Annotated in this window: 9 protein-coding genes; 5 read left to right on the top strand and 4 right to left on the bottom strand. The window is 51.1% G+C overall.

From position 1 onward, the window contains the following. Window positions 1–128: 128 nt before the first annotated feature. The 3 genes from ACFVRY_RS05610 (at window position 129) to ACFVRY_RS05600 (ending at window position 2,562) form a co-directional block, all read left to right on the top strand. Window positions 129–578 (top strand): hypothetical protein, encoded by a 450-nt coding sequence (locus tag ACFVRY_RS05610; protein ID WP_387498167.1) that lies wholly within the window; start codon window positions 129–131, stop codon window positions 576–578. Between the two features lie 174 nt (window positions 579–752). Continuing rightward, window positions 753–1,937, top strand: coding sequence for an oxalate decarboxylase family bicupin (locus tag ACFVRY_RS05605; protein WP_387498165.1), 1,185 nt, complete (start codon window positions 753–755; stop codon window positions 1,935–1,937). Between the two features lie 220 nt (window positions 1,938–2,157). After that, a complete protein-coding gene (locus tag ACFVRY_RS05600; protein WP_387498163.1) occupies window positions 2,158–2,562 on the top strand; it encodes a CBS domain-containing protein in 405 nt (134 codons plus the stop codon). 71 nt (window positions 2,563–2,633) lie between these two features. Here the strand turns inward: ACFVRY_RS05600 and map are convergent, their stop codons facing one another. Continuing rightward, on the bottom strand, window positions 2,634–3,380 hold the full coding sequence (gene map / locus ACFVRY_RS05595; protein WP_387498161.1) for a type I methionyl aminopeptidase: 747 nt from the start codon (window positions 3,378–3,380) through the stop codon (window positions 2,634–2,636). A gap of 228 nt (window positions 3,381–3,608) precedes the next feature. Here map and ACFVRY_RS05590 point away from each other — a divergent pair, with 228 nt between their 5' ends. After that, the gene (locus ACFVRY_RS05590) at window positions 3,609–5,828 is read left to right on the top strand and encodes an exosporium glycoprotein BclB-related protein (RefSeq protein WP_387498159.1); all 2,220 of its coding nucleotides are present in this window, start codon (window positions 3,609–3,611) and stop codon (window positions 5,826–5,828) included. Window positions 5,829–6,020: 192 nt separating this feature from the next. After that, window positions 6,021–7,130 (top strand): glycosyltransferase, encoded by a 1,110-nt coding sequence (locus tag ACFVRY_RS05585; RefSeq protein ID WP_387498157.1) that lies wholly within the window; start codon window positions 6,021–6,023, stop codon window positions 7,128–7,130. Between the two features lie 94 nt (window positions 7,131–7,224). On the opposite strand, the gene cysI is transcribed toward ACFVRY_RS05585, so the two are convergent. The 3 genes from cysI to ACFVRY_RS05570 all read right to left on the bottom strand — a co-directional run bounded on the left by cysI (window position 7,225) and on the right by ACFVRY_RS05570 (window position 12,107). Next, a complete protein-coding gene (gene cysI, locus ACFVRY_RS05580) occupies window positions 7,225–8,952 on the bottom strand; it encodes an assimilatory sulfite reductase (NADPH) hemoprotein subunit (protein ID WP_387498155.1) in 1,728 nt (575 codons plus the stop codon). A gap of 52 nt (window positions 8,953–9,004) precedes the next feature. Further along, window positions 9,005–10,852: an assimilatory sulfite reductase (NADPH) flavoprotein subunit gene (locus ACFVRY_RS05575; protein ID WP_387498795.1), complete on the bottom strand. Its 1,848-nt coding sequence runs from the start codon at window positions 10,850–10,852 to the stop codon at window positions 9,005–9,007. Window positions 10,853–11,210: 358 nt separating this feature from the next. Next, entirely contained in the window at window positions 11,211–12,107 is an 897-nt protein-coding gene (locus ACFVRY_RS05570) for an SDR family oxidoreductase (RefSeq protein WP_387498153.1), read from the bottom strand. Between the last annotated feature and the right edge of the window lie 145 nt (window positions 12,108–12,252).

Here is a 12,252-nt window from a genome sequence, read left to right as displayed (position 1 = left end):
CCGCGGATATTTTGTCACCTGCCATTATCTTTCCATAATTGCTCCACCTTTGTGCCATAGTTATTCGTTAAATTAATAACTGTAGCATCCCACCGAACATCAAAGATCACTTTAAGGAGTATTCATATATGAGTTATCGCTTGAAAATCAAACCCCTTGCCCTAGCCGCCCTGCTGGTTGCAGCCGTTGTTGTCCCTCTCCTTGTTCATGCGGACAAGGAGGTAACCAATGAAGCCTCTGAATTCACAAAAAACACCGCTGAAGGGAAGGTGAAACACACCTCATTTAGCCCATCTATCCTGACCTCAAGCCCTGGTACAATTTCTGGTATAAGCACAGGTACAGGTTATCTACTTAGCAAAGTTAGTCCCTGGTCAAAAATAGTGGCGAAGGCAAAACAATTCCTTGGTCTCACCTCTGTTCCTGCTTTTTTGAAAGTTAAATCGGTCCCCCTGAACCTTATTCCTACTTCAAAAGCAGACTACGAAAAAAAGAAGGGCTCCCAAAACCCGAAGGAAAACACCCAGTTAAAAGCAGAAATTGTCAAAGGGAGATTCAAGGCACAACCCGGCTTATGATTCCTCTCGTACTGAAATCTCCACCCCCTGAGAATTTCCTCTGGGGGTGTTTTTGTTTGCCAAAAACCGTATATTTGGCAGCATATTCTCATAAAAATCTCTTGTATGCCACTCCGTTCGACTCAATATCAAAGCTATTGCAGTATGAAGATATAAAGAGAGGAAGATGAGTTCATGAATCAGCATCCCTCCAAATCTGCCCATATTCCACAACCGATCCGCAGTGACGGAGCCGGAAATGTGGACAATGGGCCCCGTGATATTTTGCGGGATCGGCAGAATCCAGATATGTTCGTCCCCCCGGTTACGGATAACGGACTAGTTCCAAATCTGCGGTTTTCTTTTTCCGACACTCACATGCAGTTAAACCATGGCGGCTGGTCCCGGGAGGTGACCGTTAGAGAGCTGCCCATCGCCACCACGCTAGCCGGAGTGAACATGAGCCTGACCCCTGGGGGTGTCCGGGAGTTGCATTGGCATCAGCAGGCGGAATGGTCCTACATGCTGCTGGGCAGGGCCCGGATTACAGCGGTCGACCAGAACGGAAGAAATTTTATTGCGGACGTCGGTCCTGGGGATCTTTGGTACTTCCCGCCAGGCATTCCCCACTCCATTCAAGGTCTTGAAGAAGGCTGCGAGTTCCTGCTCGTTTTCGATGATGGCAGCTTCTCGGATCTGAACACCCTATCCATCTCCGATTGGTTCGCCCATACCCCCAAAGAGGTATTATCCGCCAACTTCGGTGTACCGGAAAGTGACTTCCAGTCCATTCCTGACGAACAGGTGTACATCTATCAGGATTCTGTACCGGGACCGGTCAGCAGCCAGGCGGTAGAGTCCCCGTACGGCTCCATACCGCTGTCCTTCAAGCATGAGTTACTCGCCCAGCCTCCGCTCAAAACCTCTGGCGGCAGTGTGCGCATCGTTGATTCCACTAACTTCCCGATCTCCAAGACTGTAGCTGCTGCACTGGTGGAGATAGAGCCGGGCGGCATGCGGGAGTTGCACTGGCATCCCAATAATGACGAGTGGCAATATTATCTCACTGGGCAAGGCCGGATGACGGTATTCGCAGGCAACGGAGCAGCGAGGACGTTTGATTACAGAGCCGGGGACGTTGGCTATGTGCCCTTTGCTTTCGGACATTACATCCAGAATACCGGTACGGAGAGTTTGTGGTTTCTGGAGATGTTCAAGAGCGACCGCTTCGAGGATGTATCGCTGAATCAATGGATGGCTCTTACGCCCACTCAACTGGTGGAGAGCAATCTGAATGTGGGTCCAGAATTCATCTCCAAATTGCAAAAGGTTAAACATCCGGTTGTCAAATACCCTCAGCACTGGCAGGGTAAAAAATAACTTACTGAAAATTCGCATTCAGCAACGGTTAATACAGTGGAAACTAGCTAAAAAACCCTTGGAAAATCCTAAAGAACCAGACGTTTCCAAGGGTTTCTATTTTCAGGAATTTCGGGCTATATCCAGTTTTAATCAATTTATCAATGCGCTTACATACATAAATATGTTTTAATTAAAGAGACACTGCCAATCAATCCACAGTAAAGGAGAGTTCACACCGATGGAAATATCCTCTTTTTTGTTGCCTAAAGACCAGGTTGCTTATATTACCACCTCAATGTCCATGCTGGAAGCCATGGAGCAATTGGAACAGCATCATTACACAGCGATCCCAATTATTGACGCCGAGGGGAAGTACGTAGGAACTCTATCGGAGGGCGACCTGTTGTGGAAGTTGAAACGAACGCCCGGACTGACGTTTGAGACCATGCGTGAGGTGCCAATCAGCGATATTCAGAAGCATGTGCGTAATGAGAGTGTCTTTGTGAGGGCCCAGATGGAGGATATGCTGACCCTGGCGGCGGATCAGAACTTCGTTCCCGTGACTGACGAAGCAGATTTATTCATTGGGATCATCCGCCGTAAAGATATTATTGAGTATTATACGAGCAATATAACCGATTAATAACCATCAATACCCCCGGATGCTCTTCACTATAAAGTGAGGCGAGCCGGGGGTATTGTATGGTTAGTGCATTATAGTTCTGTGAGGATAATCGTCCCTTGTGGCGTAATCGCCAGGGTATGCTCGTATTGAGCAGACAAACCACCGTCAATAGTGCGGGCTGTCCAACCGTCTGCATCCACTTTCGTACGATAGCTTCCGGTATTCAGCATAGGTTCAATGGTAAATACCATACCTTCTTTCAGACGAGGTCCCTTCCCTGCTGGTCCGTAATGCGGTACCTCAGGCGCTTCGTGCATATCTGAGCCAATACCATGTCCGATAAAATCGCGTACTACCGAATAGCCGCTGGATTCAGCAAAAGTCTGGATAGCATGTGCTACATCCCCGATCCGATTACCAGCCACCGCCTGCTCAATGCCGCGGAACAACGATTCCTTCGTGGTATCCAGTAGCTTCTGTGCTTCATCGCTGATGGTTCCCACGCCGTAAGACCAGGCTGAGTCAGCCAGCCAGCCGTTCAGGTTCACCACCATATCGATGGTCACAATGTCGCCTTCCTTCAAAGGCTCTTTCCTAGGAAAACCGTGGCAAATCACATCGTTGACCGATGCACAGGTTGCATAAGGATAACCATGGTAGCCTTTTTGTTCAGGCGTTGCCCCTTGGGACAGGATGAACTTCTCTGCAAACTCATCAATCTCCCAGGTAGTAATACCGGGCTTAATAATTTGCGCAATCTGCCGATGGCATTCGGCAAGAATCTTGCCGGCAGCCCGCATCTTCTCGATTTCTTCCATTGTTTTGATGATAATCATATATTCGCCTCTTTTTTTGTACAGGACCCATTACTGATCATAATGGCTGTTCGTATGGTTTAATAGTACTCCCCTTATATTATGAAAGAAAAACGGAAGAAATCCAAATTTTTTATGATTACATTTAGAACAACTTTTATTTAAAACATGGAATAACTAGATCGTACGAGTGTTCGTGGAACTTTCTTTGGATTAGCACATAGGATATTAAAATCCAAAAGTAAAGGGATGTTTCTCTTGCCTCTAGAAGATATTCCCAACATCACGCCTACCGTTCTCATCACGAGAGATGAAGCGCTTAACCTATTATTGTCATCAATAGCTATTGAAGAATTAGGATTAGGTCATCTCATTAATGCCGAAGCGGAAAAAATTCAATATGCCGTTGGAACCCTACCAGGGTTGACTAATCCCCCTTCTATAAGTGATCTGATCGCTATTAATGAAAGTGTTCAAAATACGATGCAGGAAATTATTAAGAAAGAAATACTCCTTGTGTTTAAAATGAAATGCATCTTAGCAGCCCCTTCATTAGTTGGGCCAACTGGACCAACCGGTCCTACGGGGCCAGCTGGTGGACCCACTGGGGCTACTGGAGGCACTGGGGCTACTGGAGATACCGGGGCTACCGGGGCGACTGGCGCGACAGGAGACACAGGGGCTACGGGAGATACTGGGGCTACCGGGGCTACCGGGGCTACCGGGGCTACCGGGGCTACCGGGGCTACCGGGGCTACCGGGCCAACTGGGGCGACTGGCGCGACAGGAGATACCGGCGCCACGGGCAACACCGGCGCCACGGGCACTACCGGCGCCACGGGCACTACCGGCGCCACGGGCAACACCGGCGCCACAGGTACGACTGGCGCCACGGGCAACACTGGCGCCACGGGTACGACTGGCGCCACAGGTACGACTGGCGCCACAGGCACGACTGGCGCCACGGGCAACACTGGCGCCACGGGTACCACCGGCGCCACAGGTACGACTGGCGCCACAGGCACCACTGGCGCCACGGGTACGACTGGCGTCACAGGTACGACTGGCGCCACAGGTACGACTGGCGCCACGGGCAACACCGGCGCCACGGGCAACACCGGCGCCACGGGCAACACCGGCGCCACGGGTACCACAGGTACGACTGGCGCCACAGGCACTACTGGCGCCACAGGCACGACTGGCGCCACAGGCACTACTGGCGCCACGGGCAACACCGGCGCCACAGGTACGACTGGCGCCACAGGTACGACTGGCGCTACGGGTACCACCGGCGTCACAGGCACCACCGGCGCCACGGGCACTACTGGCGCCACAGGCACTACTGGCGCCACGGGCAACACCGGCGCCACAGGTACGACTGGCGCTACGGGTACCACCGGCGCCACAGGTACGACTGGCGCCACGGGTACGACCGGCGCCACAGGTACGACTGGCGCCACGGGTACGACCGGCGCCACAGGCACCACTGGCGCCACGGGCACGACTGGCGCCACGGGCACCACTGGCGCCATAGGTACGACTGGCGCCACAGGTACGACTGGCGCCACGGGCACTACTGGCGCCACGGGCAACACCGGCGCCACAGGTACGACTGGCGCCACGGGCAACACCGGCGCCACAGGTACGACTGGCGCTACGGGCACTACTGGCGCCACGGGCAACACCGGCGCCACAGGTACGACTGGCGCCACGGGCAACACTGGCGCCACAGGCACGACTGGCGCCACAGGCACCACCGGCGCCACAGGCACGACTGGCGCCACAGGCACGACTGGCGCCACGGGCACCACCGGCGCCACGGGCACCACTGGTGCCACAGGCACGACTGGCGCCACAGGCACCACCGGCGCCACAGGCACGACTGGCGCCACAGGCACCACTGGCGCCACGGGCACCACCGGCGCCACGGGCACCACTGGTGCTACCGGCCCCGGGGCGATCATTCCGTACGCATCAGGTGTACCAATCACTATGACTACTATTGTTGGTGGATTAATCGGAACAACAAGCCTTGTAGGATTTGGCAGCTCTGTAACTGGTGTCAGCGCTTCAGGTGGGACCATCGATTTGACCGGCTCTTCAGGCACCCTACTAAACTTTGCGTTTCAATGCCCTCGGCCCGGAACAATTACGAGCATCGCCGCTTTCTTTAGCACAACGTCTGGACTTTCACTGGTCGGCTCAACGATTACAATTACAGCACAATTATACAGATCAGCTACTCCTAACAATACCTTTACGCCGCTCGCTGGAGCGAGTGTTATTTTGGCTCCCGCACTCACAGGAATTATCCCTGTTGGTCAAATTATTAACGGAGTCTCATCTGGTCTATCCATAGCTGTTTCAGCCCAAGAAAGCCTGCTCTTGGTCTTCTCCGCAACAGCTTCAGGTCTAAGCCTGCTGAACACCATTGGTGGATATGCTAGAGCAGGTGTCACAATCAGCTGATACATTCATAATATTTGGATCTTTAATGATCCATTAACAATAGAGCTGGTCCAAAGATCTAACAAGATCCGCGGACCAGCTCTGTTTTGTGTGCAGCGTAGTTAATTTGAAAAAAGCTCATATTTAAGCATCCAGGGTATAGAAATTATAGTAGCTCTATTCTCCATATACCCCTCAAAGGAGATGCTTAAAATGACCACCGTATCGCTTTGTATGATTGTTAAAAATGAAGAGAAGAACATCGAACACTGCCTGGCAAGCGCGAGGCCGTTTGTGGATGAAATGATTGTCGTCGATACAGGCTCGACAGACCAGACAATACAGCTCTGCCAGTCAGCCGGAGCTCAAGTCTATAGCTTTGAATGGAATAATCATTTTGCAGAAGCTCGTAATTATAGTCTGGAACAAGCGACCAGTGATTGGATTCTATGGATGGATGCTGACGAGGTACTGGATGTATCTGCCGCTGGAAATTGGAAAGAACGCTTGACAGCAGGAAACGAACCGTTGTTCAACGTTCGTCTGGTGAATTATATTGGGGAAACTCCCGACCCGAATGAGACATTTCATATCGCGCATACCCGGCTGTTTCGCAACGGAATTGGACTACGTTTTCTGTACCCAATTCATGAGACGTTAAATGTCGAAGAAATACTAATCGATGAAAAAGCACTCCGGAGCATCGAGCAAATTGAGGGTCTGATCATCTACCACTATGGCTACCTTCAGTCCTATGTTACAGCGAAGCAAAAAAACGAGCGCAATCTGAAGCTTCTACTTCAAGAATTCAATGCCGAGAACAGCAATCCATGGACGGAATACCATCTAGCCAGTGAATATTATCGAACCGGTCAATACGAACAAGCCTATGATTTTGTGAATTTGTCCATTGCTCGCTTTTTGGAGAACGGTAAATTACCCCCTTCCCTGTTGTACAATCTAAAATACTCTTGCCTTATTGCTGTAGATAGTCTTGAGAATATTCCAACGGGCATTGATAAAGTCATCCAGCTGTACCCTGATTATATCAATTTGTATTTTTATAAAGGAATCGCCTTATTCCAGAGCAATGAATATTCGTCAGCCTTAGAACTGTTCGAGCATTGCATTTTCATAGGAGAAGGCAACATCGCTCACTTGACCTTAAAAGGTTCCGGAAGCTTTCACGCCTGGTATTACAAAGGCAGATGTCTGGAACAATTGGCGAAGCCCAAACTGGCTGCAGAAGCTTTTGAAGAAGCGTTAAAGCTCTATCCAAATTACGCCTCGGCACAAGAAGCGTTAACCCGATTAATCCTCTGAATTCTTGTTTTTCAAAATAAATGCGCTCATAAAAACAAAGCTCCGTCACAATGTCCGGAGCTTTGTTAATTCCAAATTCTATTCTATTTTTCTTTTATACGGTGTGAAAATTAAGCCCTGATGTTACCGCCTTGACATATCCGGTACGGATCACAAAGTCGCCAAAGTGCTCGCCCGAATGACGTTCTTTGGCATAACGGTGAAGCATCGGCGTGAGCAGTGAAAGAATCTCATCCTCGCCGATATTTTCCCGATAGAGCTTGTTCAGCCGGTCGCCGGTGAAGCCTGCGCCCAAGTACATATTGTATTTGCCCGGTGATTTACCGATGAACGAAATCTCACCCAGCGCAGGACGCGCACAGCCATTCGGGCAGCCCGTCATCCGGATAACGATTTCCTTGTCACGCAGACCCGCCTCGTCGATCACCAGTTCCAGCTTATCCAGCAGCAGCGGCAAATAACGCTCGGCCTCGGCCATCGCCAGACCACATGTCGGCAAGGCTACACAAGACAGAGAGCTTCTCCGCAGTGCCGAATGATGGGCACCATCGGTGAGTCCGTATTGCTGAGCCAACTCCATAATTTTACGCTTCTTCGCTGTAGTGATGTTGGCTATAGTCAGATTCTGGTTCGGGGTCAGCCGGAAATCGCCGGTATGGATCTTGGCAATCTCCCGGAGGCCAGTCATCAGCTCATAACCTCCCTGATCATGAATCCGTCCGCTCTGAACATAGAGCGTCAGGTTCCAGCGGCCATTGCTGCCTTTGATCCAACCGTAACGGTCGCCGTTATGCTCAAAATAAAAATCGCGTGCTGCTTCGAGCTGCCAGCCCAGCCGGTTATACAGCTCTTCAGTGAACCACTCGATACCGTGGCGGTCGATGGTGTACTTGAAGCGGGCGTTCTTCCGTACAGAACGGTTGCCATAATCGCGCTGAACCGTCACCGTCTTCTCGGCGACATCAATCATCTGCTCCGGTTTACAGAAACCGATGACCCGGCCTAGCTGCGGGTAAGTGCTGGTATCGCCATGGGTCATTCCCATCCCGCCCCCCACAGTGACATTGAAACCGACCAACTTGTTATCTTCAATAATAGCGATGAATCCCAGATCTTGCGAGAAAACATCCACATCGTTGGAAGGCGGCACAGCCAGGCCAATCTTGAATTTACGCGGCAAGTAAACTGGACCATAGATCGGTTCTACCTCACGTTGGTCAGCAAGACTATCCACTACCTTTTCCCCGTCCAGCCAGATCTCATGATAAGCCTTTGTGCGTGGGGACAGATGATCGCTGATCCGTCTTGCCCATTCATAGACCTCACCGTGTACATCCGACTGATATGGATTGGGGTTGCTCATGACATTACGGTTTACGTCGCCGCATGCCGCCAGTGTGGTCATCAGCGAATCATTGATGCTTTTGATCGTCTTTTTCAGATTCCATTTCAGCACCCCATGCATTTGAAAAGCCTGTCTCGTCGTAATACGCAGGGTGCCATTGCCGTATAGCTGGGCCAGTCTGTCCATCTCCAGCCATTGGGCCGATGTCGCCACCCCGCCGGGAGCTACGACCCGCAACATAAATTGGTAGGCCGGCTCCAGCTTCTGGCGCTCCCGTTCGTTGCGCAGATCCCGGTCATCCTGCATATAGCTGCCGTGGAACTTCAGCAGACGGTTGTCATCCTCCGGCAACCCTCCGGTTATCGGATTCTGCAGGGTCTCCACCAAGGCGCCTCGTAAATAATTACTCTCACTCTTTATATGCTCAACATCGCTTGGCGGACCGCCAATAGGCGTTACCGATACTTTATTCGCCAATGCTGTCATCTCCTCTCGCAGATCATCCCGGTGCCCTCACGGACCCTATATCTCAATACACATCGCGTTGATAGCGTTGTTCCTGCTGCATTTGCTCCAGATAAGCGCCAGCATCCTCGGGGCTAAGTCCGCCCTCCTGCTGAATGACTGTGATTAGCGCAGTATGGACGTCGTGCGCCATATGCTTCTCGTCACCGCACACATAAACATGTGCACCCTCTTGGAGCCATTGATATAGCTCACGGCTCTTCTCCAGCAACCGGTGCTGAACATATACCTTCTCCTCTGTATCACGGGAAAATGCCACGTCCAGCTTCGTCAGCACACCGTCCTTCAGCATCCGCTGCCAGTCAGTCTGGTACAGGAAGTCCGTCACAAAGTGACGATCTCCGTAGAACAGCCACGATTTCCCTTCAGCACCAAGCTCTTCACGCTCCTCCAGAAACGAACGGAACGGCGCTACGCCCGTACCTGGTCCAATCATGATGATCGGGGCGTCGCCACTAGCTGGCAGCTTGAAGTTGGGGTTGCTTTGGATATAAACCGGCAAAGTATCGCCTGGTTGCACCCGTTCTGCGCAATGTACAGAGCATACGCCGTACCGGTCCCGGCCATGGGTCTGATAACGTACTGCACGGACGGTGAAATGAACCTCGTCTGGATTCGCATTATAGCTGCTTGCTATGGAATACAGACGGGCTGGCAGCTTGCGCAGAATCGGTACAAGACTGCGGGCTGGTGCCTGCCAAGGCCCAAAGTCTTGTACCAAATCCAACAGGTCACGGCCATGGATATATTCTTTCAGCTCCTGCTGGCGCTCTGGCAACAGCAGTTCCTGAAGCTGACTACCGGTGGAGAACTGTACTGCCTGCTCCAGCAGCGGCTTGGTCAGCACCGTAATCTCATAATGATATTTGAGCGCATCTAGTAAAGAACCTTCGTCGCCCTTCTTATTGAAAGGAACCTTCTCTTCCGGATTCCAGCCGAATGCTGTGATAATCTCGTCAATCAGCTGTGGATGATTCTCAGGGTAGACACCAAGGGAATCTCCTGGTTCGAACTGCAGATTAGATCCGGCAAGCGATAGCTCCAGATGCCGTGTTTCACGATCTGAGCCGCGTCCGTTCAGATTAATATTCTCAAGTATTTCAGCTTGAAAAGGATTGCTGCGTGAATATTGCGATGTCTCTTGCCCCGGTGCTTTGTCAGCTACCTTTACGGCCTCCGTAGCGATGGCTGAGGGATTAAGGCGTTCTTGAAAGGATTGCAGTACACCCCCGATCCATTCCGCCACCGGTTCATCATAATCCAAATCGCAATCTACGCGCGGGTACAGGCGTTGTCCGCCAAGTTCCTCCAGACGCTGGTCGAAGTCTTTACCAGTCTGGCAGAAGAATTCGTAGGAAGTATCGCCCAAAGCCAGGACAGAGAAGCGCAGATGCTCAAGTCCCGGTGCTCTCTTGCTGTAGAGGAATTCATGAAACGCACGGGCATTGTCCGGCGGGTCTCCTTCGCCATGCGTACTGACCAGAATCAGCAAATTCTCCACTTTCTTCAATCCATTCGCCTTGAAGCTGTTCATGGAAGACTGCGTGACCTGGAATCCTTGCTCCTCCAGCTTGCGGGATAGACTACCGGCTAGTCGCTGGCAATTCCCCGTCTGGGAGCCGAACAATACTGTCACCTCTCGGGAAATAGACGGCTGACTGACCGGGGTAGCACTTTCTTCAGCCAGAACAGGCGTGGATGACAAAACCACAGTTGCCGGTACCGCTGTCTGGAGAGCGGACAAGTAGCCGCTTAGCCATATCTGCTGCGAAGGCGTCAAGGTTGGTAGCAGACGGTTAAGAAGCTCTGCCTGCTCCGGGGTAAACGGACTGTTAGTGACTTGTAATTGCAACAATATCCACCTCTCCTAAACAAGAAATCTTGCTCCGTACAATAGGGCTGATGCAGCCTCATATCCTCACATCATGGATTCAGGCTAACACAATAAATGGAAACGGGCAATGAACCGTATTTCCGCTATTTTTTGTATAATCATGCAATATTGGCTATTAATCGCTAAAAAACGATTGAAATCACAGTAAATCACTCCGTTTTCCCTCACTTCATTACAATAAGTAATAAGTTGTATTAGATAAATTGATAAAGTGATCTATCCGTTAACACTCCGAAAATATAAACAAGGATAGGCCGAGGCCTACCCTTGTTCGTGATAATTATATTAATGTCACCTATCTGTTAGGACAAGTTAATTATTCAGCACTGGCAAAAGCACTCTTGTTCGCTGCTAGTACTGCCTTCAAGCCAACCGGTGCTTGCCCTGTAAAATCCTTCACAGTCGTTGTGACTTGTCCATATTCACCTTTAGAAGAAGCAGTCTGGAACGAAGCAAAGACCTGCGCCGCACCATTCGGCAATCCGGCAGTTTCATAGATGCCTACCAGTTCTTCCGTTGTCAGTGGAACGAATTCAATAGCTCTGCCGGTGAAGTCGCTGGCGATTGCAGCGATATCCTTGCCAGTCAATGCTTCCGGCCCTGACACATCCAGCGTCTGGTTCCCCGAAACAGCAGCTATGAGTGCCGCTGCCGCAGCATGGGCACAGTCTTCGCGTGTAACATAGGCAGTCGCACCGTCACCGGTAGCAGCGGTGTATTGCCCGGACGCTACCGCTTGCTGCAGCGCAGGAATCAGACTATGAGTATAAAGGTTATTGCGGAGAATGGTGTAAGACAAGCCGCTACTCTTGATCTTCTCTTCCGTAGCATAATGATCTCCTGCAAGCAGGCAAGCTGTACCCGGTTCTGGGCTAGGTAGTGAGGTATATACCAAATGCTCCATACCCGCTTGGACTGCTGCATCTACAGCATTGAGATGCTGCTGCACACGCTGGCCGGGAACACCCAGTGCATCAGTGCTAATCAGCAGCAGGCGTTTGGCACCGGCAAAAGCTTCCGGCAGCGTCTCCGGCTGGTCAAAGTCCGCCTGACGGACAATCACTCCACGTTCCGTAAGACCAGATAACTTCTGCGGATCACGGCTTGTGACAATGATTGGGCCCTGATGGTGCTCTAGCAGCCATTCAATGGCCAATTGCCCGAGTTGTCCACTTGCACCTGTAACCAATATCGCTTCATTCGCTTTACTCATGCTCTATTCCTCCCGAATAATGTTTAAATAACTAACCTGTAATCATTATAGTTACAGGTTGATTGAATGTCAACTCTGTTCAAAAAAGAGAAGCCCCGCGCTGATTTATTCTAAAATCGGCCCAGGTGACTTCTCTTATTGATGA

It is taken from the genome of Paenibacillus sp. NPDC057934, from assembly GCF_042887565.1.
In the GTDB taxonomy this organism is placed as follows: domain Bacteria; phylum Bacillota; class Bacilli; order Paenibacillales; family Paenibacillaceae; genus Paenibacillus_AQ.
This window is presented reverse-complemented; position numbering and strand designations above follow the sequence as displayed.

Coding starts and splice junctions, on each gene's coding strand:
- ACFVRY_RS05610 (WP_387498167.1), top strand. CDS start 129: ATGAGTTATCGCTTGAAAATCAAACCCCTTGCCCTAGCCGCCCTGCTG.
- ACFVRY_RS05605 (WP_387498165.1), top strand. CDS start 753: ATGAATCAGCATCCCTCCAAATCTGCCCATATTCCACAACCGATCCGC.
- ACFVRY_RS05600 (WP_387498163.1), top strand. CDS start 2,158: ATGGAAATATCCTCTTTTTTGTTGCCTAAAGACCAGGTTGCTTATATT.
- map (WP_387498161.1), bottom strand. CDS start 3,380: ATGATTATCATCAAAACAATGGAAGAAATCGAGAAGATGCGGGCTGCC.
- ACFVRY_RS05590 (WP_387498159.1), top strand. CDS start 3,609: ATGTTTCTCTTGCCTCTAGAAGATATTCCCAACATCACGCCTACCGTT.
- ACFVRY_RS05585 (WP_387498157.1), top strand. CDS start 6,021: ATGACCACCGTATCGCTTTGTATGATTGTTAAAAATGAAGAGAAGAAC.
- ACFVRY_RS05570 (WP_387498153.1), bottom strand. CDS start 12,107: ATGAGTAAAGCGAATGAAGCGATATTGGTTACAGGTGCAAGTGGACAA.